Consider the following 23,750-nt stretch of genomic DNA (forward strand, 5'->3'; position numbering starts at 1 on the left):
GCTACAGGCGCGCACCGCGCCGCCAGGGACCGCGCACCAGCGGATCCCGCAGCCCGCGCGGCCGGGACCGTGCGGTGGCCGCGGCTGGGTCCCCCTCGGTGCGCGCGCCGGCCAGCGCCCGGACGACCACCAGCGCGACGGCCAGTTCCTCGGGCGTCGGGTTCCCCGCGACGGCCACCACCTCCGGCGGCGTCACAGCGGGATGTTCCCGTGCTTGCGGGGCAACCGGTCCACCCGCTTGTCGCGCAACGCCGCCAGCGCCTCGGCGACGTACCGGCGCGTCTCGCTGGGCAGGATCACCGCGTCGACGTAACCCCGGTCCGCGGCCACGTACGGGTTGCACAGCCGCTGCTCGTACTCCGCGCGCAGCCGTTCCCGCTCGGCCTCCGGGTCGTCGGCGGCGGCCAGTTCGCGGCGGTGCAACAGGGTCACCGCGCTGTCACCGCCCATCACCGCGATCTCGGCCGTCGGCCAGGCGAGGTTCACGTCGGTGCCCAGGTGCTTGGACCCCATCACGCCGTACCCGCCGCCGTAGGCCTTGCGGGTCACCACCGTCACCATCGGCACGGTCGCCTCCGCGTAGGCGTAGATCAGCTTCGCGCCGCGCCGGATGATCCCCAGCCGCTCCTGCTCCAGGCTCGGCAGGAACCCCGGCACGTCGACGAAGGTCACCACCGGGACGTGGAAGGCGTCGCACAGCCGGATGAACCGGGCGGCCTTCTCGCTGGCGTCGATGTCGAGCACGCCCGCCAGGTGCGCCGGCTGGTTGGCGACCACGCCGACGCTGCGCCCGTCGACCCGGCCGAACCCGCACACGATGTTGCGGGCGAACAGCGGCTGCACCTCCAGCAGCTCGCCGCCGTCGAGCACCGCGCGCACCACCTCGGTCATGTCGTAGGGCTGGTTGCGGCCGTCCGGGATCACCGAGTCCAGCGCCAGGTCGGCCGGGCGCGGGCCGGGGTCCTCGGTGGCCGCGTACACCGGCGGGTCGGCGGCGTTGTTCGACGGCAGGTAGCCCAGCAGCAGCCGCACGTACTCGAACGCGTCCTTCTCGTCGGCGGCCAGGTAGTGGGTGTTGCCCGACACCGCGCTGTTGCGCCGCGCGCCACCCAGCTCCTCCGCGTCGACGTCCTCGCCGGTGACCGTGCGCATCACGTCCGCGCCGGTCACGTGCATGTGCGAGATGCCGTCGACCATGACGATGAAATCGGTGATCGCGGGCCCGTACACCGCGCCGCCCGCGCACGGCCCGACCATCAGCGAGATCTGCGGGACCACGCCGGACGCGTCGACGTGCTTCCTGATCAGCTCGCCGTAGCGGGCCAGCGACACCACGCCCTCCTGCACCCGCGCGCCGCCGGAGTCGTTGACACCGATCACCGGCGCGCCGACGCGCAGCGCGAAGTCCAGCAGCTTGACGATCTTGCCGCCGTTGACCTCGCCGAGCGAACCGCCCAGGACGGTGAAGTCGTAGGCGTAGAGGCAGACCCGGCGGCCGTCGATCGTGCCGTGGCCCACCACGACGCCGTCGCCGGCGGGCCGGTCGCGCAGGTGGTCCGCGGCGCGCGGCCGGGCCAGCGCGTCCAGCTCGGTGAACGAGCCGGGGTCGAGCAGCGCCTCGATCCGCTCGCGGGCGGTGAGCTTGCCCTTGTCCCGCTGCCGGCGCACCGCCCGCTCGTCCTGCTGGGCCAGCAGTTCGGCCCGGCGCGCCAGCAGGTCGTCGATGCGCTGTCGGGTGCTGCCCGCGCCGTGCCCGCTCACGCCCGCTCCCCCGCGCCGACCGGGCGGGACGCCGTGACGTCGACCAGGTCGCCGGCCTCGTAGCGGGCGCGGGCGGCCCGGCGCTGGATCTTGCCGCTGGAGGTCTTGGGCAGCGCGCCCCGGCGCAGCACCAGCACGTCGTCGGCGACCAGGCCGTGGTTCTCGGTCACCACGTCGCGGACCAGGGCGCGCAGCCCGTCCGCGCCGACCGCGCGCAGCACCCGGCCGTCCGCCTCGACGGCCACCACCAGCCGTTCCTCGACGCCGTCGTCCAGCGAGAACGCGGCGGCGCAGTTGGGGTGCAGACCGTCCACGACGGACTCCGCCGAGAGTTCGATGTCCTGCGGGTAGAAGTTGCGGCCCCTGCGGATGATCACGTCCTTGAGCCGGCCCGCCACGAACAGCTCGCCCCGGTGCAGGAACCCGAGGTCACCGGTGCGCAGGAACGTCCTCGGGTCGCCGGGCGCGTCGGCGAGCCGGGCCCGGAAGGTCTCCTCGCTGAGCCGGGGCCGGCCGTGGTAGCCGGCGGCGACGCACGGCCCGCTGATCCAGATCTCGCCCACCTCGCCGGGCCCGCGCCGGGACGCGGTGTCCGGGTCGACGATCTCGATCGTGGTTCCCATGATCGCGACGCCCGCGCCGACCAGCACGGTCGCGCCCTCGACGTCGGCCGGCACCGGCTCGACCCGGCCCCGGCTCAGCGCGGCGGTCGAGACCCACAGCGGGCTCGGCTCGCGGTACGGGTCGCTGCCGGTGGCCTTGAGCGTGTTCTCCGCCAGGCCGTAGCCGGCCGACATCGCGCGCGGGTCGAACCCGTTGGGCGCGAACGCGTCCAGGAACGCCCGGACGGTCGCCCAGCGCACGGGTTCCGCGCCGTTGGCCGCCACCCGCCAGCGGGACAAATCGCCGACGTCGGCCGTGCCGCCCTCCTCGAACGCGCGCACGCACAGGTCGTAGGCGAAGCTGGGCGCGGCGGAGTGCGTGCCGCCCCACCGCGCCATCGCCTCCAGCCAGCGGGCCGGGCGGCGGATGAACGCGTCGGGGGCCATCAGGTGGGCGGGCCGCCCCGCCCACAGCGGGATGACGATGCCGAACAGCATCCCCATGTCGTGGAACAGCGGCAGCCACGACACGAACACCGCGTCGTCCCGGCACTGCCACAGCGCGTCGGTCTCCACCGCGTTGTCGATGAAGTTGCGGTGCGTCACCATGACGCCCTTCGGGTCGCCGGTCGACCCCGAGGTGTACTGGAGCATCGCCACGTCGTCCGGGCCCGGCCGGACCGCCCGGCCCGGCGCGGAGCCGGACGGGGGCACGGACGGGGGCACGGACGGGGGCACTGTCGCGGGCAGCGCGTCGGTGGCGACGAAGGTCAGGCCGGCCAGTTCCGGCGCGTCGCCGAACCGCTCGACCAGGTCCCGCTCGACGGCCGCGGTGGTGAGCACGGTGGTGGTGCCGGCGTCGTCGGCTATGCGGCGCAGCCGGGCCAGGCCCTGACGCCGGCGCGGCACTTGGACGGGTGCGCCGGCCACCCCGGCGCACATCGTGCCCAGCAGGGCGCGGACGAACTCCAGCCCGGACGGGTAGAGCAGGACCGCCGTGCCGCCGGACAGGCCCGCGGCGGTGAACGCGGCGGCCCGGACCCGCGCGTCGGCGTCGAGCCCGGCGTAGGTGGTGGACTCCGCCGGGACCTCGCCGTCGCGCAGGAAGACGTAGGCGACCTGGTCCGGCTGCCGGGCCGCGCGCTCGGCCAGCACGTCGGGCAGGGTGGACGCCGATCCGGTGCGGTGGTCGGGAGTGCTGGCCATGTCAGGTGTTCTCCTTGCCGTGGGCGTTGCGGGGAAGCGGACCGGGTTCTCCGCCGGTCGTGGGAGCGCCCCGGCGACCGCGCCGGGCCGTTCGGACGCTAGGCGCGGCCGGTGCTCCGGCCTCCAGCCCGCAGTCACGCGGCGGTAACACGCCGGTGGCCGGGAGTCCCGGCCCCGGGTGCCCGAGCGGCGGTCCGGGGCCGGGACGCGGCTACCCCGCGTGCGCGCTCGCGGTGTCGGCCGCGGTGTCTGCCGCGGGATCGACGGCGGGATCGACGGCGGGATCGGCCGGGGTGCCGGTCGGCACCGGCCGGTCGATGGCCAGCCGCCACTCGCCGTCGGCGTTGCGCACCAGCACGTCGGTGCACACCCCGTGCACGCTGACCATCTCGCCGCTCTCGCCCGGGATGTCCAGGTGGTAGTCCACGAACAGCAGCGAGGTGTCCCCGGTGGTGAATGCCCCGACGACCTTGGAGTCGATCTTCGGGCCGCCCGCCAGGAAATCCTTGAAGAACCTGGTGCGGGCCTCGCCGGTCAGCGGGCCGCCGGAGATATTGGAGATGCCGTCGGGGGTGTACATCGAATCGTAGAGCGAGCCGTCGCCGTGGTTGAAAAGCCGGACGAACAGATCATTCTGCTCGTGCGGGTCGTCCGGGATATCAAATCCGATGCCGGAATTCATGGGTGCCGTCACCTTCGCTGGACCGGGCCCGCCCGTGCCGGACAGGCCGAGGGAAAGGGCGACCACCAGCGTAATTACGGACCGCCCACACCCCGGTAACACGCGCCGTGACCGGCCGACCTCCGCCAGTTACCGCCCGGTGAGCCCGGCGGGCCACCGTGGGACGGTGCCCCCGGGCGCGGAACCTCCGACCAATACGGCTTTCCCCTTGACTGCCGACCAGGGGCGCTAACGTTTTGGTAAGCGCACCAACCGAGACATCACCTTGCCAACGATGCCAAGTGATGTATCATGATTTAGCGAATATTCTGCCATTCGGGGGACACGTGGTGCGGAGTCGCCAGCACAATGGAGTGTACGGCCCGTCGCATGGTTTTGAGGTCTCCTCACGACCCAGTCGATGGCCGGGTCCGCCGGTCGCGGACGGAATCCGGTCTGCCAACCACTTCAGCTAGGGGGAGCAGGGCTCATGGGGGACATCATCCGATTCCGGTTGCTGGGGCCGCTGGAGGTGCAGGGCAAACGTCAGCGCGAGGGCCTGGGGGGCACCAAGCAGAAAGCGACCCTGGCGTACCTGTTGCTGCACGCCAACCGCGTCGTGTCGATCAGCCAGCTGCTCAACGCGCTGTGGCCGGCCGACAGCGCGCCGCTGTCGGCCCGCAAGATCCTGCAGAACTCGGTGTCGAGCCTGCGCCGGGGCCCGGTGCCGGGCGACCGCGCGGACGGGACGCCCACCCTGGTCACCCAGGCGCCCGGCTACAAGCTGTGCGTCGACCGCGAGGACATCGACCTGCACGTGTTCCACGACCGGGTCGCCGAGGGTCGACGCAGGCTCGCCGACAACGAGCCCGAGCCCGCCGCGCGGGTGCTGCGCGAGGCGCTGGCGCTGTGGCGCGGCCCGGTGCTGGCCGACCTCGCCGAGGCCGGCATCAGCTGGCTGGAGCTGGCCGTGCTGCAGAACGCGCGCTGGGACGCCACCGAAGACCACTTCGAGGCGGAACTGGCCTGCGGGCGGCACCTGGCCGTGCTCGGCGACCTGGAGGCGATGGTCGAGACGAACCCGGTCCGCGAGCGCGCCGCCGGGCAGTTGATGCTCGCCCTGTACCGCAGCGGCCGGCAGGCCGACGCGCTCAACACCTACAGCCGGGTGCGGGTGGCGCTGGTCGAGGAGCTGGGTCTGGAGCCCGGCCGCGAGCTGCGCGCCCTCCAGCAGTCGATCCTGGCGCACGACCCGCTGCTGCTCGCCCCGCGCGGCTCGGCGCGGGTGCCGCTGCGCGGGCACACCGGCACGCCGGTCGACCTGGCCGCCGCGCGCACGCCGGACCAGGCCCGGTTCGCCGGCGGCGACACCGTCCCGCTGCTGGACGCGCCGCAGCCGTCGCAGCTCTCGCCGTGGTTACCGACCGGCCCCGCGCCGCACACCGTGCCCGACCCGTGGCCCGCGCCGCCGCACCGGCACCCGGTGCCGGGCAACGGGCAGCCGGGCAACGGGCAGCCGGTTCCCGAGCCCGCCGCGCCCCGTCCCGCCGACGAGGTGCCGCCCGCCCGGGAGGAGCGCAAGACGGTCAGCGTGCTGCTGGTGCGCACGGTGATCGACGACGGGCAGGACGGCGCGAACACCCCCGGCGTCGACCGGATGCTGGCCGAGATCGCCCAGCTGGTGCGGGCCAACGCCGAGCACTTCGCCGGGATCGTCAGCGCCACCATCGGCTCGGTGTCGCTGACCGTGTTCGAGCCCGGCAGCTCGGGCTGGGTGGACGCGGCGAAGCGGGCGGTGCTGGCCGCCCTGGCCATCGGCGAGGACCTGCGGCCGGACGCGGACGCGCGGGAGCGGCCCCCGGTGTCGTTCCACGCGGCCGTGGTCACCGGCGAGGTGCTGGTGCGCCACCCCGCCGGCGGGCGCGGGCCGATCACGCTGACCGGCACGCTGCTCGACCGCTGCCACACGCTGCTGCTGCGCACCGGGGTGAGCGAGATCAGGGTGTGCGAGGCGACCCGCGAGGCCACCGAGCCGCTCGCGGTCTACCAGCCGGGCGACGTCCACGACCACCGGTTGCAGGGCATCCGCAAGGACTTCGTGGGCGCCACGCCGGGCCTGGCCGCGGAGCGCGAGTTCGAGATCGGCCTGCTGCTGGGCATGCTGGAGCGCACCCGGCTGCGGTCGGCGGCGCACCTGGTGACGCTGCTCGGCGACCGGGGCACCGGCAAGACCCGGCTGCTCGACGAGTTCGAGGAGCGCGCCCACGGCCAGGCGCACATCGCCCGGTTCCAGGTGTCCAGACGGCCCACCGGCGCGACCGGCGTGGACATCGACGCCATACACGACCTTCAGCGCGAGCTGATCCACACCATCTGCGCCATCGCACCGGGCGACGAGCCGACCGCCGCGATGGCCAAGGCCTCAGCGGTGATCAACCGGCTGATCGACGACCCGGTGCGGGTGCAGGCGCTGCTCACCTGCATCGCCCCGTACCTCGACCCGGAGCTGGCGTTCGTGATGAACGACCCGGTGGCCGAGCTGCGGGCGTGGCAGCGGTTCCTGGCGATGACCGAGTTCAGCCGGCCGTTCGTGCTGATCGTGGACGACCTGCACCGGGCCGACGAGAGCCTGCTGGACTTCGTCGGCGAGCTGGCCGACGCGGCGTGCGGGCCGCTGCTGGTGGTCGCGTCGGCGCGCTCGGAGCTGCTCGGCCGGCGGCCGACCTGGGGCGGCGGCAAGCGGCACGTCACCACCATCACGCTGGAGGCGCTGGGCGACGCGGCGGTGGACGAGCTGGTCGGCCACCTGGTGTCCTCCGCGCAGCCGGGCCGGACGCGCGAGCCGGCCCGGTTCTCCCCCGCCCGCGCCGACGACGAGTCGGGCCCCCGGCAGCCGGGGTGGCGGCGCTACTTCCGCAGCCTGCTCGACATCGGGACCCCGCAGCGGGCGCCCCGGCCCCGCAGCGCGGAACTGGAGGCCGTGGCCCGGCTGCGGTCGTGCGGCTCGGCCACGACCGCCGAGGTCAGCCCGGTCCGCGCTTGACCGCCGCCGCGAGCACCTGCTCCCCGTCCCGGGCGGCGGGGACCAGGTGCTCGCGGCCCCACGCGCCCAGCGGGCGCAGCGCCTCGAACAGCTCCCGGCCCATCGCCGTCAGCGAGTACTCCACCCGGGGCGGCGACACCTCGTCGTCCAGCTCGCGGCGCACCACCCGGTCGGCCTCCAGCTGGCGCAGCTGCTCCACCAGCACCTTGTCACTGACCCCCGGCACGCTCCGGCGCAGCTCGCCGAACCGGCGGTCGCCGTCGTGCAGCTCCCACAGGATGAGCACCTTCCACTTCCCGCTGATCACCTCCATGGCAGCGTCGAGCCCGCAGTGCCTCGGTCGTGTCCGGACCGTCATAGCCACCCGTCCCCCAGTCGCCGTGCCGCCGTCCACGAGCCGGCGCGGAGGTCCCCCGGTGACCGACCCGACAGCGGGCGCACCGTGACGGTGCGCCGCTGACAGGTTACGACACGCGACCGGTCCACGGGTGTGGGCTGGTGGGGTCAGCCGGCGGTGAAGGCGTGCTCGTCCTGGGCCCGCAGAACGGCGGCCAGGGCGCGCAGCGCGACGTCCAACCGGGCGATCTCGGTCGCCGTGAGCAGCACGGACGGCTCGAAGCGCAGCGTGGTCGTGGCGCTGGCCGTCGGGAACGTCCGGATCCGGTGCACCCGGAACAGGTAGCCCGCCACCGCGTAGCCGAAGGTGTCGGTCAGCGCGGCCTGGGCGATGGACGGCGCGGCGGAGCCGGTCTGGTCGTGGAACTCCAGCCCGAGCATCAGGCCCTTGCCCCGGACGTCCTTGACCACGTCTGGGAAGTCCTCGCGCAGCGAGGTGAACAGGGCGATCAGCTCGTCGCCGAGTTCCGCCGCCCGCCGGTAGACCGCGCCGCCGTCGGCTTCGAGCAGCTCCACGGTCCGCAGCGCGAGCGCGCTGGAGAACGCGTCCTTGGCGAACGTGGAGCTGTGCAGGAGCTCGAACTCGGGCCGGTAGCGCCCGCCGCGCACCAGCGTGACGGCGGATTTCGCGACGCCGCCGCCCAGGCTCTTGGCCAGCGTCACGTAGTCGGGCACCAGGCCGATCAGCGACCCGGCGAAGAACGCCCCGGTGCGGCCCATGCCGCTCTGGATCTCGTCCACGACGATCGGGCAGTCCACGGCGTCGCACGCGGCCCTGATCCGCTCCGCCGCCGCCCGGTCGACCACCCGGATGCCGCCCTCGCCCTGGATCACCTCCAGCACGAACGCGCTGAACACCGGGAACTCGCGCTGCACGACGGCCACCGCGCCGCCCTCGACCACCACGTCCGGCACGGTGGCGCGTTCGGCGGCGATCACCTCGTCCAGCACGTCCAGCCGGTCCAGCGGCACGAACCGCGCCTGCGGGGCCATGGTGGCGAACGGCGTGCGGAACGCCGGGTTGTGGGTGATCTGGATGCTGCCCACCAGCTTGCCGTGAAAGCCCCGTTCGAGCGCGAGGAACAGCGACGGGCGCGCCGCCGACGCCGCGAGCCGGCCGCCGACCTCCGCCGCGACGGCGTCGAACCCGCTGCCGGCCGGCAGGCCGAGCGCGGCCACGGTCGTCTCGGGCAGCACCGCCGTGCCCGACGCCACCGCGGCACCGGCGGCCTCCAGGTGCCCGGTGATCTCCTCGGCGAGCGCCTTGACCTTGAGCACCCGGTCGAACTCGGCGTGCTTGAGCGCCACCTCGACCGACTCCGCGCCGCTGTTGGCGAACACCGCGAAGTACGGCTCGGTGACGCCGAACTCCCGGTGCAGCACCGAGTTCAGCGCGGCGGCGACCCGGCTCGCGGCGGGCTGGCGGGCCGCCTGCGCGAGCACCGGCGTGCCCGCGTCGAAGAAGTCCCTGGCCGCGTCGACGATCGCGGGGTGGTTGTGGCCCAGGATCAACGACCCGTAGCCGCCGGCGTAGTCCAGCACCGGGACCTCGGTGCCGTCCGGGCCGACGAAGTAGAGGGTGTTGCCCTCGCCGCGGACGAACTCGACGTCGACGCCGAGCGCGGTGAGCCACTGGAGCATCAGGGGTTCGGCGAGTTCGTACTCGGCCGTTGCGGTGGACATGCGACGACGGTATGACGGCCCGGTCACACAGCGGTAAGGCCGCGGCCGGTGTACCGGGCGTGACCGGCCGATGGGTGGCGGCGGCACGCCCTGCGGAAGAGTCACGGCCATGTCGACCACCGGAGGAGCCCGCGCGGCGATCGCCCCGGATTCGCTGCGCCACACCATGGCCCGGCTAGTCACGGGCGTAGTCGTGATCACCGTCGGCGGCCGCCACGCGCACGGCATGACGGCCAACGCGTTCACCTCGCTGTCCCTCGACCCGCCGCTGGTGCTGTGCTGCGTCGCGCACAGCGCGCGCACCCACGCGGCGCTCACCGCCGAACGCCGGTTCGCGGTGTCGGTGCTCACCGCCGACCAGGAGCCGGTGGCGCGCTACTTCGCCGACAAGTCCCGACCCAGCGGCGAGGCCCAGTTCCGGGGCGTGGACTGGGAAGCGGGCGCGCACACCGGCGCGCCGGTCGTGGCGAACGCCGCGGCGTGGCTGGAGTGCGCGCTCGTCGACGCGCACGACGCCGGCGACCACACGATCTTCATCGGCGAGGTGCTGGCCACCGGCCACGGCCCCGACGACAGCGCGTTGTTGTTCCACCACGGCCGTTTCCGCCACCTGCCCGGGTGAAAACCCTTCTGTGCCCGGGTAGAACTGCCTTGGGGCCGTCCCGCTGATCTCTGGCTGCATAGGCCGTGCGGCTGGCATGATGACGGCCGTGACCGCAAACCGATGGGCCGATGCCGCGTAGACGGCCTGGTGCCCTGCGCGCCCAGCACCATGGTCCTCGCATCTGGGAGGACCCACCGCCGCGTCGGATCCACGACCTCTCCGCCCTCACCAGCCTGGCGATACATCGAGTGGAACGCCTCTCGGGCGACTACTACGTCTTTCCCGGCGCCACAGTCCGCGCGCTGCGGCGTTATAAAGGGTTCTTGCAACCGCCGGGGCGGCGTCCCTTGTATCCCCAGGACGCCCACTGCTCGTGCCGCGGCTGTTCCCTCGACGATGTGAGGCATGCCCGTGACGTGCTGGAGGAAGTCCTGCAACAACTGCCCTCCCGGTCCCGCGCCGAGCTGAAGCGCCAAGTGGCCTCCCTGGACGCCGTGTACCTCGGGCGCACGCTGCCTGACCCTTTCGCCGATCGCCGGCAGCGGCGTGCTGACCTCTGGTGGCGTCGCCGTCTCACGGTAGGCGGGGAGACCATGTGAGGCTCGTGGTCCGATCCGGGGCTGAGGCGATCACAGCGTGACCGGTGTGATCACGGCGTCGGAGCCCTCCTGGGCAGCCCCGTTCGCAGGGCTGAGCCCGCGCTGCTTCGGGAAGCTGGGGACCGTGCTGCGACGCGAGGGCGCGGATGCGGTTCGCAAAGACCGGCCCTGAAGCCTTCCGTTGGAGGACCGAGCACTGCTGGTCGCGGTGTACTGGCGCAGCACAACGAATCCCACAAGCAGGTCCGCACACGCATCGAACACGTCTTCGCCCGCACGAAAGACCTGGAAGATCCTCTGACACTGCCCTCTCAAAGGCGACCGAGTCCACCACGGCCCATCACGCCCGAGGCAGCTCGGAGACCATCTACCGAACAGCCCTTTGCCCGGGTAATCCCTTTCCGCCGGAACGAAATCCCCCGGCACCGGCTGACACCACTGCACGCCGACAGGACCGGCGGTCGGGTTCCGCCGGTCCTGTTCGCTGTGCGGTCAGAGCATCTCGGTGCCGGGGTCGAGGCCCAGCAGGTGCCGGCCGTAGACCTCCATGTTGGTGGCGAACACGATCCACCCGTGCAGCGACAACCCCTCGATGTCGCGCCGGAACCGTTGCAGCGGCAGGTCGCGGCGGATCGCGGTGGCGCCGGCCGCCTCGTAGAGCTCCTCCACCGCCTGCTTGAGCAGCTGCACGGCGAACGCGCTCTGGCCCCGGACCTCCACCCGCTCGGCGAGCGTCGGCTCCTCGCCCGCGTCGGCCCGCTCCTGCTGGATCCGGTACAGCCGCTCGGCCACCGCCTCGGCCGCCGCGATCCGGCTCGCCGCCACGCCGACCTTCACCTGGACCAGCGGGTGCTCCCGCTGGTCGGTCCACGACGTGTAGCTGATCCCGCGCCCCGGCAGGCGTTCGGTGAACAGCTCGTACGCGCCGCGCGCCAGTCCGATGAAGGTCGACACCGCCTGGGAGAACAGGAACGGGTAGAGGCTGTAGGCGCGGCCCGGCGGCAGCGCGGCCAGCAGTTCCGGGTGCTCGGCCAGTTCGGCGGCCGCCTCGGCGGGGATCACGACCCGGTGCGCGGGCACGAACACGTCCTCGGCGATGGTGGTGCAGCTGCCGGTCGCGGCGAGCGCGGAGGCGTGCCAGTCGTCCACGATGGTGAACTCCGAGATCGGCACCACGGCGATCGCCTCGTCGACCCGGCCGTCGGGGTGCTCCAGGACGGTGATCATCATGTTCCAGTCGGCGTCCTGGCAGCCGGAGTTGAACCGCCAGGTGCCGTTGAGCCGGTAGCCGCCCTCGACCGGGACGAGCGTGCCGGTGGGCATGAAGCCGCCGGAGACGCGCGGCGCGGGTGTCGCGAAGATCTCCGCCTGGAGCTCTTCCGGGTACAGCGAGCAGATCCACGCGCTGGACAGCCACACCATGGCCACCCAGCTGGTCGAGCCGCAGCCCCGGGCGACCTCGGCGAGCACCTTCGCCTGGTCGGCCAGGGAGAAGTCCAGCCCGCCGTAGTGGCGCGGCGTGGCGATGCGGAACACCCCGGCCTTCTCCAGCAGGTCGAGGTTCTCCGCCGGTACCCGCCGGGCGTTCTCGGCGGCCAGGCCGTTGGCCCGCAGGCGGGGCACGGCCTCGCGCACGGCGGCCACCACCGCGTCGACGTCGGTGTCGGTTTCCACACTGACCATGGGGAACTCCCTGGAACCTAGTTCATCGGGCTCAAGTCCGGACGGGCGTCGACACCCCCGTCGACGCCCCGGGGCCCGAGCCTGTCAGCCGGCGCGGGAGGCGCGGTCACGCCCCGGTAACCGGGCGCGGTGCCGGCGGTGCGCGCCCGGTTACGCCGGCTGCCTACCGTGGGAGCGCCGCCGGCCGCGCGGCTCTCGGGTCCACCGGAGGAAGAGGGCAGCCATGACCCAGACCAGCCTGCACGTGCTCGACACCGCGGGCCGAGACATCCAAGGCGAGGTGGCGGCGCTGCGGGCGCACGGCCCGGCGGCCCGGGTGGAGCTGCCCGGCGGCGTCGTCTCCTGGCTGGTGACCGACACCGCGCTGATCAAGCAGCTGCTGACCGACCCGAGGATCTCGCGCGACGCGTACGCGCACTGGCCCGCCTGGGAGAACGGCGAGGGCGAGCTGGCCCGCACGTGGCCGTTGGCGATGTGGGTCGCCGACCGCAACATGATCACCTCCTACGGCGACGCGCACCGCCGGCTGCGCAAGCTCGTGGCGGGCGCGTTCACCGCGCGCCGGACCCGCGACCTCAAGCCGCGCGTGGAGGCGATCGTGGCGGCGCTGCTGGACGGTCTCGCGGCGCACGGCCCGGACCGCCCGGTGGACCTGCGCGCCGAGTTCGCGCAGGCGCTGCCGGCGGCGGTGATCTCCGAGCTGCTCGGCATCCCCGACGACGTGCGCGGCGAGCTGCTGGGCGTGATCGGGGCGTGGATGACCGCGCAGGACGAGGCGGCGATCGCGGAGTACACCCGGCGCGGGTACGAGCTGCTGCACCGGCTGGTGGACCTCAAGCGCGCGGAACCGGGCGACGACCTGGTGAGCGCGCTGATCGCGGCCCGCGCCGAGGACGGCACGCGGCTCTCGGAGCGGGAACTGGTCGACACCGTCCTGCTGACCTTCACCGCCGGCCACGAGACCACCACCAACCTGATCGACCAGGCCGTGTTCGCGCTGCTGACCCACCCCGCGCAGCTGGCGGCCGTGCGGTCCGGCGCGGCGGGCTGGCCGGACGTGGTGGAGGAGTCGATCCGGCTGGAGGCCCCGTTCGCGAACCTGCCGCTGCGCTTCGCGGTGTCCGACGTGGAGATCCCCGGCGGGCAGGTGATCCGGGCGGGCGAGCCGATCCTGATCTCGTTCGCCGCCGCCGGCCGCGACCCGCTGGTGCACGGGCCGGACGCGGACGAGTTCGTGGTGACCCGCCCGACCCGGGCCGACCACATCGGCTTCGGGCACGGCGTGCACTTCTGCATCGGCGCGCCGCTGGCCCGGCTGGAGGCCGGGATCGCGCTGCCCGCGCTGTTCGGGAGGTTCCCGGACCTGGCGCTCGCGGCGACCCCGGAAGCCCTGAGCCCGCTGGAGTCCTTCGTCTCCAACGGCCACCGGGAGCTGCCGGTCCTCTTGGGACGGTCGTCGGACGCCTGACCGCCGCGGTGTGGGGGCCGGGTCCCGGCCCCCACCACCGGTCACGGCGTGCCGTGCACGACCCACACCGTCTTGGGTTCGAGGTACGCGTCGAGGTTGGCCCGGCCGAGTTCACGGCCGATGCCGGAGGACTTCACCCCGCCCCACGGCGCGGCCGGGTCGCCGACCGCCCACGCGTTGACGTAGAACATGCCGACCTTGAGCCGGGCCGCCAGCACGTGCGCCGAGGCCAGGTCACGGGTCCACACGCCGGCGGCCAGCCCGTACGGGGTGTCCTCGGCGAGGTCCACGACCTCGTCGAGGGTGTCGAACGGGGTCACCGCGACCACCGGCCCGAACACCTCCTCGCGGGCGAGCGCCGCGGTGGCGGGCACGTCGGCCAGCACGACCGGCGCGACGAAGTACCCGCCCCCGGGCTCCTCCGGCGGCACCTGCCCGGCCACCACCCGCGCGCCCTCGGCCACCGCGTCCACCAGGTAGCCGCGCACGCGGGCGTACTGCTCGGCCGACACCAGCGGCCCGAGCACGCCCTCCGGGTCGAGCGCGGGCGCGGGCACGATCCCGGACGCCGCCCCGGCCAGGCCCGCCAGGACCTCGTCGTACACCGCGCGCTGGACGTACAGCCGGGCCCCGGCCACGCAGCTCTGGCCGGAGTTGAAGAACGCCGCCTCGGCCGCGCCGGCGATCGCGGCGGGCAGGTCCGCGTCGGCCAGCACGATGTTCGGGCACTTGCCGCCCAGTTCCAGGGAGACCCGCTTGACCGCCGCGCCCGCCTTCGCCGCGATCTCCCGGCCGACCGCCGTCGACCCGGTGAACGCCACCTTGGCCACGTCCGGGTGGTCGACCAGGGCGGCCCCGGTGGAGCCGTCGCCGGTCAGCACGTTGACCACGCCCGGCGGGAAACCGGCCTCGGCGACCAGCCCGGCCAGCCACAGCGCCGACAGCGGCGTCTGCTCGGCGGGCTTGAGCACCACCGTGCAGCCGGCCGCCAGGGCGGGCGCGAGCTTCCAGCCGGCCATCATCAGCGGGAAGTTCCACGGGATGATCGCCGCGCACACCCCGACCGGTTCCAGCCGGGTGTAGCACAGCGCGCCGGGCAGCCCGACCGGGAGCGTCGCGCCCTCCAGCTTGGTGGGCCAGCCGCTGTAGTAGCGCAGGTGCTCGACCGCGCCGGGCACGTCCACGGCGGCCGTGAGCGAGCGGGGTTTCCCGCCGTCCACGGCGTCGAGCTCGGCCAGCACGGCGGCGTCCCGCTCCACGAGGTCCGCCAGCCGCGCCAGCAGCCGCTCCCGGCCGGACGCGGGCAGGTCGCCCCACGGCCCGTCCAGCGCCGCGCGGGCCGCCGCGACGGCCGCCGCGACGTCGTCCGGACCGGCGAACGCGACCTGTGCGAGGGGCGCTCCGGTGGACGGGTCGAGCGTGCTGAACGTGCGTCCGCCGGCCGCGGGCACGAACCGCCCGCCGACGAACAACTCCTTGTCCTGCTTGAGGAACTGCTCGACCTCCGCGCCGAGAACCCGGTCCACGGTGTGCTCCCTCCCGTTCGGGTGGGAGCCCCGCCCCGGACCTGGTGCCCGGGGCGGGGCTCCGGCCTACCTGACGCCCGCGAGCGCGGGCGTGCCCACCACGGCCGCCGCCTGCCGCGCGGCGGTGGCGCCGGACTCGATGGCGCCGTCGATGTAACCGCTCCAGCCGTTGGCCAGGTCGCTGCCCGCGAACGTGATCCGCCCGCGCGGCTGCTGCACCTGCGGGAACGGGCCGGCGAGCTGGCCGGGCCGGCGCACCGACCAGCCGCCCAGGGCGTACGGGTCGGTCGCCCAGTTGTGCGTCTTGACCGCCTTGACCCGGACGTTGGGCACCACCCGGCGCAGGTGCTGCTCCACGATCGCGCGGTCGTTGAAGTTGATGTTCGGGTCGTAGCCGAACCCGAACATCACCAGCCCCTCCGGCGTGCGGGTGTGCGGGCGGACCGCGCCGAGCACGGTGCCCTCCGGCGGCTGGGTGGCGAACTGGCCCTGGTCGTCCTCGATCAGCAGCCACAGCTTCTGCACGTTGGGCGCGCCGATGCCCTGCGTCGAGATCTGCGGGTACGCCGCCGGCAGGCCGGGGCTGAACGAGATGTTGCGCCACACGTTGACCGGCACCGCGAGCACCACCACGGGCGCGGTGTAGACCTGCCCACCGCGCGTGGTGACCCGCACCCGGCTGCTGGTCTGCTCGATGGACACGACCGGCGAGTTGAACCGGACGTCCGCGCGCGCGTCGGCGAGCATCGCCCGCAGCAGCGCCTGCGTGCCGTTGGTCGGGTGGTAGGTGTTCACGCTCAGGTAGCCCTGGAAGTTGTGCCCGGACAACGCCCACGACTGCATCAGCATGGTGTACGCGCCCCGGCTGGAGTCGCCGCCCGCGAGACCGCTGAACGAGCCGCTGACCCACAGCCGTTCGGCGGTGGTCAGGCCGAGCTCGTCCAGCCGCGTGCGGAAGGACTTCGAGTCGGCGGGCACGACCAGGTCCGACCGGTACAGCGGCTCGTAGGGGCGCGGGAACATGTCCTGCGACCCGCTGAAGAACGGCGTGAACAGCTGGCTCAGCCGCGGCCCGACCTCGGCGGCGGGCAGCGCGTCGTAGACGCCGAACTCCTGCGGCATGTACAGCCGCTCGGCCGGCAGCGTGGTGCCCAGCGGGATGCCGTAGCGCTGGACCTCGCGCCACACGTTGGGCTGCTTCTCGTCGACGGCCTCGCCGCCCATCTCGACCGGGACGCCCGCGAACGTGTCGGTCCAGGTGCGGCCGCCGATGCGGCTGCGGGCCTCCAGGATCCGCGGGTTCAGACCTCTGGCGCGCAGTTCGCGCGCCGCGGTGATCCCGGCGAAACCGGCGCCGATGACCAGCGCGTCGCAGCCGCCGATCTCGGTGTCGGCGTGCGCCGCGCCGTAGCCGGCGCCGGCCAGCAGGACGCCCGCGCCCAGGCCCTTGAGCAGGCCGCGACGGGATAAGGCAGGACGGAATGACTGGTGGTCGGACAAGGTTATCCCCCATGTAGGGCGGCGGTTGGGTGTTGTCGGACGCGCACACGCACCGCGCGGCCGACCGGGAGGGAGGCTGGTCTCCTCCGGGGTCGACCGCGCAGCGGTGTTCGTCCTCGGTGTTGCTTTCTTCCCGGGGCTACAGGAAGAGCGTGTCCGGCTCGTGCCCGAGCAGGACGCGCCCCTGCAGCTCCAAGTTCGTGTTCGGCGTGAGCATCCCGTGCCGGGACAGGCCCAGGACGTCGCGGTGGAACCGCTGGAACGGCTCCTTGCGCAGCAACGAGGACGCCCCCGCGACCTCGTGCAGCGCCTCGACGGCCTCCTTGGCCGACTGGACCGCGAACCCGGACTCGCCGCGCACGCGGACGCTGTCGGCGACCGTGGGGTGCTCCCCCGCGTCCGCGCGGTCCTGCAACGCCGTGATGAAGTTGTGCGTCAAGGCTTCCGCCGCGGCGATCTTGTTCGCGGCGGTGGCGACCTTGACCTGGGTGAGCGGGTGCGCCGACAGGTCGGTCCAGTCGGTGTAGGCGATGCCCCGCCCGCGGGCGCGTTCGACGAACGTGTCGTACGCGCCGCGCGCCGCCCCGGTGAACACGGCCACCGACATCGCCATCACGTAGGTGATCAGGCCGTAGTTGCGCCCGGTCGCGCCCGCGTTCGCCCGGCCCCCGGTGGTGCCGGTGACCAGTTCGGCGGCGTCGGCGACCCGGTGCGCCGGGACGAACACGTCCTGCGCGGAGGCGGTGAAGCTGCCGGTGCCGGCGGCGGCGCTGACGTGCCAGTCGTCGGCGATCGTGAGCTGGTCGGCCGGGACCATGGCGTAGACCGGCGTGTACTCCTCGCCCTCGCCCGGGATGACCGCGGCCAGGAAGTCCCAGTGCGCGCCCCGGACTCCGGTGTTGAAGCCCCACGAGCCGGTGAGCAGGTAGCCGCCGTCGGTCGGCACGAGCACCGCGGTCGGCGCGAGGCCGCCGGACACCCGCACGGCACCGCCGGCGAACACCTCCTCCTGCACGGCGTCGGGGAACAGGCTGGTCACCCACCCGCCCTGCACCCACGCGCTCGCGACCCAGCCGGTGGACGCGCAGCCCCGGGAGACTTCCGAGACGACCGCGGCCTGGTCGACCAGCGGCACGTCCAGGCCGCCGAACCGGGCGGGCACGGCGAGCCGGAACACGCCCGCCTTGTCCAGCAGGTCGACGTTGTCCTGCGGGATCCAGCGGTTGTCCTCGGCCTCGCGCCCGTTCTCGCGCAGGGTCGGGATCAGCGCGGTGACCGCCTCGCGCACCTGCGCCGCCGGACCGGCGGCCGCCCCGGCGCTCACTGCTCGCCGTAGGGGTTGTCGACGGCGAACAGCCACTGGCCGCCGCGCCGCCGGAGCACGTCGAGGCCGACGCCGCTGAACTTCTCGGTGCCCATCTCGATCGTCCAGTCCACGACGAGCAGCGCGGTGTCCGCGGTGACGTGGGACTCCCGCAGGCTCGCGGTCATCTTCGGCTTCTGCGCGATGAACTCGCGCAGCGCGTCCTTGCGCGCCTGGCCGGACAGCGGGGAGCCGGGCTCCCACACCGAGATGGCGTCCTCGGTGTACATGGTGTCCAACGCCGCGATGTCACCCGCGTTGAACGCCGCCACGTAGCGGTGCCCGTGCTCCTCGGCCTCGCGGACGAGGTCGACGGTGTCGACTGTGCTGCTCATGACAGTGGTTCCCCAATCCCTGTGCGCTCTGGGCGGTCATGGGCGAGGCGGCAAGCCAACCGCACACCGCCCACCGGGCGTCCACCGCCGACCCCGGGAACCCGGTGCCGGCGATGGGCCCGCGATTGCCCGGCGATTACCGCCGGGCCGCTGTCGTGCCGCGATGCCCGCTCACCCGGCGTACCGGGAGACCAGTTCGCGCTTGAGGACCTTCCCGCTGGGACCCAGCGGGAAGGTGTCGACGAACTCGAAGCGGCGCGGGTACTTGTAGGCCGCGAGCCGCTCCCTGGACCACGCCGTGAGCGCGGCGGCCACCTCGGCGCAGCCGCGCACCCCGGGCCGCAGGGCGACCACGGCGCAGACCTCCTCGCCGTGCCGCTCGTCCGGCACGCCGATCACCGCGACCCGGTCGACCTGGGGGTGCCGCACCAGCACCTCCTCGACCTCGCGCGGGTAGACGTTGAACCCGCCGCGCACGACCATGTCCTTCTTCCGGTCGACCAGCCGCAGGTAGCCGTCGGCGTCGAGCACGCCCAGGTCGCCGGACCGGAACCAGCCGTCCACCAGCGCCTCGGCGGTCGCCTCGGGGCGGTTGAGGTAGCCGGCCATCACGTTGTGGCCGCTGATCACCACCTCGCCGACCTCGCCGGCGGGCAGCAGCTCGACGCGCGAGTCGAGCTCGGCGCGGGCGATCGCCACCCGCACGCCCCAGACCGGCCGGCCGACGGTGCCGGGGCGGCGCGGCCACGCCTTCTGGTTGTACGCCACCACCGGCGAGGTCTCGGTCAGGCCGTAGCCCTCGTACACCGGGCAGCCGAACACCCGCTCGACGTCCTCCAGCACCCGCACCGGCAGCGCGGACCCGCCGGAGTAGGCCCGGTGCAGCCGGGGCGTGCGCGGCGCGGTGCCGGCGGCGGCCAGCAGGTCGTGGTACATCGTCGGCACGCCCATGAACACCGTGCAGCCGTGCTCGGCCATCAGCCCCAGCGCGGGCGCGGCGGCGAACCGGGCCGCCAGGACCATCGTCGCGCCGGCGGCGAAGCAGGTCAGCATCCCGCAGACCTGGCCGAAGGTGTGGAACAGCGGCAGGCAGCCGAACAGCACGTCGTCGGGCCCCATGTCGAACGGGGACCGCATGGTCGTGCCGACGTTGAGCAGGACGTTGAGCTGGGTCAGCATCGCGCCCTTGGGCTTGCCGGTGGTGCCGGAGGTGTAGAGCACCAGCGCCAGGTCGTCGGGGGCGCGCAGCACGTGCTCGGCGATCGGCTCGGCGGCACGGGCGAGCACGTCGAGCCGGTCCGGCCCACCGGCGTCCGATCCGGTGGCGTCCGATCCGTTCGGGTCCGATCCGGTGGCGCCCGATCCGGTGGGGAGGACTTGCAGCACCCGGCTGCCGGCCCGCTCGGCGGCGGGTTCGCCGACGCCCAGCAGCGATCCGGCGCACACCACGTGCCCGGCGGCGGAGTCGGCCAGCACGAACGCGACCTCGTCCACGGTCAGCAGCACGTTCACCGGCACCGCGACCGCGCCCAGCGCCAGCACCGCGAAGTAGACCTCGCAGAACACCGGGTGGTTGGGCACCAGCAGGGCGACCCGGTCACCCGGGCCGACCCCGCGCTCGCGCAGCACGGCGGCGTGCGCGCGGGCCCGCAGCCACAGCTCGGCGTAGTCGACGCGCTCGCCCTCGTGCACCAGTGCGGTGTGGTGCGGCCGGCGGGCGGCGGACTCGGCGAGGATCGAGGCGACCGAGACGCTCATCGCCGGTCACCGGCGGCGGCCCGCAGCGCCGCCCGGTCGGGCTTGCCGGCGGGGTTGAGCGGCAGCTCGGCGCAGAACCGGATGACCACCGGCGCGTGGTTGGGCGACAGCGCGCCGCCCACGTGCCCGCGCAGGACGTCCGAGGTCGGCGACGTGCCGGGCCGGGGCACCACGGCGGCGTGCACGTGCTCCACCCGGTCCGCGTCCAGCACGCCGAACACGGCCGCGCCCAGCACGTCCGGGTGGCCGGTCAGCACGTGCTCGACGGCGGTGGGGTGCACCTTCACGCCCCGGCTCTTGATCATGTCCGACATGCGGCCGTGCAGCCGCAGGTAGCCGCGCTCGTCGAAGCGGCCCAGGTCGCCGGTGCGGTAACGTCCCCCGTCGTCGCGCACGGCGTCGGCGGCGGCCGGGTCGGGCCAGTAGCCGAGCATCGCGAACGGCGTGCGCACCCACACCTCGCCGGTGCGCCCCGGCGGCAGCTCCCGCCCCTCCGGGTCGCGCACGGTCACCTCCGCGAACGTCGGCCGGCCCGCGCTGTCCAGCAGCTCCGGGTCGTGGTGGTCGGCCGGGCCGAGTTCGGTGATCGGGCCCAGCTCGGTGGTGCCGTAGGTCTGGGTGAGCACGTCGCCGAACACCTTGACCGCCTCGGCCAGCCGGGTGGGCGCGGCCGGGCAGCCCGCGTAGGTGAGGGTGCGCAGCGACGACAGGTCGGTGTCGCGGATGGACGGGTGCTCCAGCAGCGCGTAGAGCTGCGGCGGGGACACCGTCATCCGGGTCACCCGGTGCCGTTCGACCGCCGCGAGCGCCTCCCCCGCGTCGAACTCCGGGTGCAGCACCACCGAACCGCCCGCCACGAGCGTCATGTCCGCGACCGCGCCGCTGGTGTGGCTCAACGGGAGCGTGGACAGGTAGACCGTGCCGGGGTCGGCGACCAGGCCGCGCACGGCGGCCCGCCGCACCCCGAACGACACCGCGACTCCCTTGGGACGCCCGGAACTCCCGCTGGTGTAGGTGACGGTCGCGGGCGCGTCCGGCGTGACGCGCGGTTCGGCGAAGCCCGCCGGTCCGGCGGCCAGGTCGACCACGTCGGCCGCCGCCAGTCCCAGGCCGGCCAGCGCGGGCGGTGAGGCGAGGGCGTCGCGCAGCGCGCGGGCGGCGTCGAGGTGCTCGGCGTCCACGGCCAGCACGTCGACCCGGACGATGTCGAGCTGCCCGCGCAGCCAGTCGAGGTCGATGCGGTCCAGCGGGTCGACCGCGTTGGCGGTCTGAAGGTGCACCGCGGTCGCGCCCGCGAGGTTCGCCGCGTACCGCAGCACCAGGGTTTCCGGCGTGTTGGTGACGGTGAGCAGGCCGACCACGGGAGTACCGCCGGGCCGGTCGGCGACCAGCCCGGCCAGGTCGCGCGCGGCGGCGGTGACCCGGTCGGCGAGCTCGCGCCCGGTCACCACCCGCCCGCGCCAGTGCAGCGCGGGCCGGTCCGGCGCACCCGCCACGGCGGTCAGCAGGTCCCGCACGTAGTTCCCGTTGTCGCCCACCGGCAACCCTCCTCGGTATCGGCCGCTCGCCGCGACGATGGCACGGATTCCGGGTCGGAAATCCACCAGCGGCCCCCATCGCCGGTAACCGCCGGCGGTGGGTTCGCGATTACCGGGCCCGGGAACGGGGTCGATAGTTTTCGGGGGTCGCCTTCCCTGCGACGCGGTTTCCGCAGTCAGCGGTCCGCGCCGAATCCGTCGCCCCGAGAAGAGAGGCGAGTCAGTGGCACAGCACCTGGAGACTTTCGAACGCCGGATGAGCGTGGTCGCCGAGAGCAGGCGGGAGTTCCTCGAAGTCGGCCGCATCGCCGGCCGCTACCCGGCGGCGAGCGCGCGCGTCGAGCAGGACGGCGCCCTCGCGGAGATCCGGATCTGGTGCAGCAACGACTACCTCGGAATGGGTCAGCACCCCGGGGTCATGGCCGCCATGAAAGGGGCGATCGACGATCACGGCGCCGGTTCCGGCGGTTCCCGCAACATCTCCGGGACGAACCACCACCACGTCGTGCTGGAACGGGAACTCGCCGAACTGCACGGCAAGGAGCAGGCGCTGCTGTTCAGCTCCGGGTTCTCCGCCAACGACGGCGCGCTGACCGTCATCGCCAGCACGCTGGACCAGTGCCTGGTGTTCTCCGACGCGAAGAACCACGCCTCGATCATCGACGGCCTGCGGCACAGCGGCGCGGAGAAGCGGATCTTCCGCCACAACGACGTGGCGCACCTGCGCGAACTGCTCGCCGCGGCCGACCCGACCCGGCCGAAGCTGATCGTGCTGGAGTCGGTGTACTCGATGAGCGGCGACATCGCGCCGCTGGCCGAGATCGCCGACCTGGCCGACGAGTACGGGGCGATCACGTACCTGGACGAGGTGCACGCGGTCGGCATGTACGGCCCGCAGGGCGCGGGCATCGCGGCCCGGCTGGGCATCGCCGACCGGTTCACCGTCGTGATGGGCACCCTGGCCAAGGGTTTCGGCACGGCGGGTGGTTACGTGGCGGGCCCGACGGCGCTGATCGACACGATCCGCACGTTCTCCCGCCCGTTCATCTTCACCACCTCGCTGCCGCCGGCGACGACGGCCGGCGCGCTGGCGGCCGTGCGCCACCTGCGCGCGTCCGAGGTGGAGCGCACCCGGCTGTGGGAGAACGCGACCCTGATGCACAGCCTGCTGGCCGAGCGCGGCATCCCGTTCATCTCCGACGAGACCCACATCGTGTCGGTGCTGATCCGCGACGAGCTCAAGTGCAAGCAGGCGTCGGACCTCCTGCTGCGCGACCACGGGATCTACGTGCAGTCGATCAACGCACCCAGCGTCCCGGCGGGCGAGGAGATCCTGCGCATCGCCCCGGGCGCGACCCACACCCCCGACGACGTCCGGGCGTTCGCGAAGGCGTTGGACGACGTCTGGCAGGCAGTGGACATCCCCCGCATCCCCACCCCGGCCGTCAACCCGGCCTGATCCAGCGAGGTTCGACCCACGCCCAGACGGTCCCGTAGTCGCGGGACCGCCTGGGCGGGTCGGAGGGGAAATTCCACTGTCCACAGTGGACATGACTCGCGGCACGCCACTCGTTCGGCGGCTGCCCGAGGTGGTAGCGCTCAGTACCGTTACCGCCGCAGTGCGTCACAGCTTTGACATGTGCGGACCAGACAACCCTGACCGGCGCACTGCTCGTACGGACAGGAGAGCGCATGCACACCGGCAGAGGACTGTCCCTGATCATGAGCACGGCTATCGCAGTGGCCGCCGTGGTCACGAGTGCCGCCACCATTCTCGCTCCCTCCACTTCAGCGGCGTCCGTGTCCACCCGTACCGTGGCGGACACCCAAGTCGCCGCGCAGCCGGCCGCGCCCGTCTACATCCGGCACCGGCAGAGTCAGAAGTGCCTCGACGGCAGTGTTTCCCAAGGCGTCCGCCTCAACACCTGCAACGCCACCAACTACCAGCAGTGGGAGTACTTCACCAACGACTAGGTTGCCGCAGGCTCCCGGGCCGGCCCAGATAACTCCACATCGGACGGTCG

18 protein-coding genes and 1 pseudogene are annotated in these 23,750 nt (G+C 73.5%); 6 read left to right on the forward strand and 13 right to left on the reverse strand.

What is annotated here, in order from left to right:
- Position 1: 1 nt before the first annotated feature.
- The 4 genes from BN6_RS23390 to BN6_RS23405 all read right to left on the reverse strand — a co-directional run bounded on the left by BN6_RS23390 (position 2) and on the right by BN6_RS23405 (position 4,251).
- The gene (locus BN6_RS23390) at positions 2 to 196 is read right to left on the reverse strand and encodes an acyl-CoA carboxylase epsilon subunit (protein ID WP_041313732.1); all 195 of its coding nucleotides are present in this window, start codon (positions 194 to 196) and stop codon (positions 2 to 4) included.
- Entirely contained in the window at positions 193 to 1,761 is a 1,569-nt protein-coding gene (locus BN6_RS23395) for an acyl-CoA carboxylase subunit beta (RefSeq protein ID WP_015102220.1), read from the reverse strand. Before BN6_RS23395 ends, BN6_RS23390 begins: the two co-directional genes overlap by 4 nt.
- A complete protein-coding gene (locus BN6_RS48035; RefSeq protein WP_015102221.1) occupies positions 1,758 to 3,569 on the reverse strand; it encodes a fatty acyl-AMP ligase in 1,812 nt (603 codons plus the stop codon). The genes BN6_RS23395 and BN6_RS48035 overlap by 4 nt, the downstream gene beginning before the upstream one ends.
- A 211-nt stretch (positions 3,570 to 3,780) precedes the next feature.
- Positions 3,781 to 4,251 (reverse strand): YybH family protein, encoded by a 471-nt coding sequence (locus tag BN6_RS23405; protein ID WP_015102222.1) that lies wholly within the window; start codon positions 4,249 to 4,251, stop codon positions 3,781 to 3,783.
- 469 nt (positions 4,252 to 4,720) lie between these two features.
- Between BN6_RS23405 and BN6_RS42295 the strand changes: the two genes are divergently transcribed.
- The gene (locus tag BN6_RS42295) at positions 4,721 to 7,273 is read left to right on the forward strand and encodes a BTAD domain-containing putative transcriptional regulator (protein ID WP_015102223.1); all 2,553 of its coding nucleotides are present in this window, start codon (positions 4,721 to 4,723) and stop codon (positions 7,271 to 7,273) included.
- Here the strand turns inward: BN6_RS42295 and BN6_RS23415 are convergent.
- Both BN6_RS23415 and BN6_RS23420 read right to left on the reverse strand, forming a co-directional pair.
- Positions 7,254 to 7,631 (reverse strand): winged helix-turn-helix transcriptional regulator, encoded by a 378-nt coding sequence (locus BN6_RS23415; RefSeq protein ID WP_015102224.1) that lies wholly within the window; start codon positions 7,629 to 7,631, stop codon positions 7,254 to 7,256. The two genes, BN6_RS42295 and BN6_RS23415, sit on opposite strands and share 20 nt — an antisense overlap.
- Before the next feature lie 146 nt (positions 7,632 to 7,777).
- The gene (locus tag BN6_RS23420; protein ID WP_015102225.1) at positions 7,778 to 9,352 is read right to left on the reverse strand and encodes an aspartate aminotransferase family protein; all 1,575 of its coding nucleotides are present in this window, start codon (positions 9,350 to 9,352) and stop codon (positions 7,778 to 7,780) included.
- 109 nt (positions 9,353 to 9,461) lie between these two features.
- Here BN6_RS23420 and BN6_RS23425 point away from each other — a divergent pair, with 109 nt between their 5' ends.
- Both BN6_RS23425 and BN6_RS44055 read left to right on the forward strand, forming a co-directional pair.
- Positions 9,462 to 9,974, forward strand: a complete 513-nt coding sequence (locus BN6_RS23425; protein WP_015102226.1) for a flavin reductase family protein — start codon at positions 9,462 to 9,464, stop codon at positions 9,972 to 9,974.
- A gap of 618 nt (positions 9,975 to 10,592) precedes the next feature.
- A pseudogene (locus BN6_RS44055) lies at positions 10,593 to 10,799 on the forward strand (IS5/IS1182 family transposase); the annotation flags it as partial.
- Between the two features lie 248 nt (positions 10,800 to 11,047).
- On the opposite strand, the gene BN6_RS23440 reads toward BN6_RS44055, so the two are convergent.
- Positions 11,048 to 12,238, reverse strand: a complete 1,191-nt coding sequence (locus BN6_RS23440; protein ID WP_015102229.1) for an acyl-CoA dehydrogenase family protein — start codon at positions 12,236 to 12,238, stop codon at positions 11,048 to 11,050.
- 223 nt (positions 12,239 to 12,461) lie between these two features.
- Here BN6_RS23440 and BN6_RS23445 point away from each other — a divergent pair, with 223 nt between their 5' ends.
- A complete protein-coding gene (locus BN6_RS23445; protein ID WP_015102230.1) occupies positions 12,462 to 13,706 on the forward strand; it encodes a cytochrome P450 family protein in 1,245 nt (414 codons plus the stop codon).
- 41 nt (positions 13,707 to 13,747) lie between these two features.
- Here the strand turns inward: BN6_RS23445 and BN6_RS23450 are convergent, their stop codons facing one another.
- The 6 genes from BN6_RS23450 to BN6_RS23475 form a co-directional block, all read right to left on the reverse strand.
- Positions 13,748 to 15,232, reverse strand: a complete 1,485-nt coding sequence (locus tag BN6_RS23450) for an aldehyde dehydrogenase family protein (RefSeq protein WP_015102231.1) — start codon at positions 15,230 to 15,232, stop codon at positions 13,748 to 13,750.
- Positions 15,233 to 15,298: 66 nt separating this feature from the next.
- The gene (locus BN6_RS23455) at positions 15,299 to 16,732 is read right to left on the reverse strand and encodes a flavin monoamine oxidase family protein (RefSeq protein ID WP_015102232.1); all 1,434 of its coding nucleotides are present in this window, start codon (positions 16,730 to 16,732) and stop codon (positions 15,299 to 15,301) included.
- A 139-nt stretch (positions 16,733 to 16,871) separates the two neighbouring features.
- A complete protein-coding gene (locus tag BN6_RS23460) occupies positions 16,872 to 18,056 on the reverse strand; it encodes an acyl-CoA dehydrogenase family protein (RefSeq protein WP_148302978.1) in 1,185 nt (394 codons plus the stop codon).
- Positions 18,053 to 18,430, reverse strand: a complete 378-nt coding sequence (locus BN6_RS23465; protein WP_015102234.1) for a YybH family protein — start codon at positions 18,428 to 18,430, stop codon at positions 18,053 to 18,055. Before BN6_RS23465 ends, BN6_RS23460 begins: the two co-directional genes overlap by 4 nt.
- A 171-nt stretch (positions 18,431 to 18,601) precedes the next feature.
- Entirely contained in the window at positions 18,602 to 20,188 is a 1,587-nt protein-coding gene (locus BN6_RS23470; protein ID WP_015102235.1) for a long-chain-fatty-acid--CoA ligase, read from the reverse strand.
- Positions 20,185 to 21,726 carry a class I adenylate-forming enzyme family protein gene (locus BN6_RS23475; RefSeq protein ID WP_015102236.1) on the reverse strand — a complete coding sequence of 514 codons (1,542 nt, stop codon included), beginning with the start codon at positions 21,724 to 21,726 and terminating at the stop codon, positions 20,185 to 20,187. The genes BN6_RS23470 and BN6_RS23475 overlap by 4 nt, the downstream gene beginning before the upstream one ends.
- 223 nt (positions 21,727 to 21,949) lie before the next feature.
- Between BN6_RS23475 and hemA the strand changes: the two genes are divergently transcribed.
- On the forward strand, positions 21,950 to 23,185 hold the full coding sequence (gene hemA, locus BN6_RS23480; RefSeq protein WP_015102237.1) for a 5-aminolevulinate synthase: 1,236 nt from the start codon (positions 21,950 to 21,952) through the stop codon (positions 23,183 to 23,185).
- A gap of 233 nt (positions 23,186 to 23,418) precedes the next feature.
- Entirely contained in the window at positions 23,419 to 23,700 is a 282-nt protein-coding gene (locus BN6_RS23485; protein WP_015102238.1) for an RICIN domain-containing protein, read from the forward strand.
- Positions 23,701 to 23,750: the final 50 nt, after the last annotated feature.

The sequence above is a fragment of the Saccharothrix espanaensis DSM 44229 genome, assembly GCF_000328705.1.
Lineage (GTDB): Bacteria > Actinomycetota > Actinomycetes > Mycobacteriales > Pseudonocardiaceae > Actinosynnema > Actinosynnema espanaense.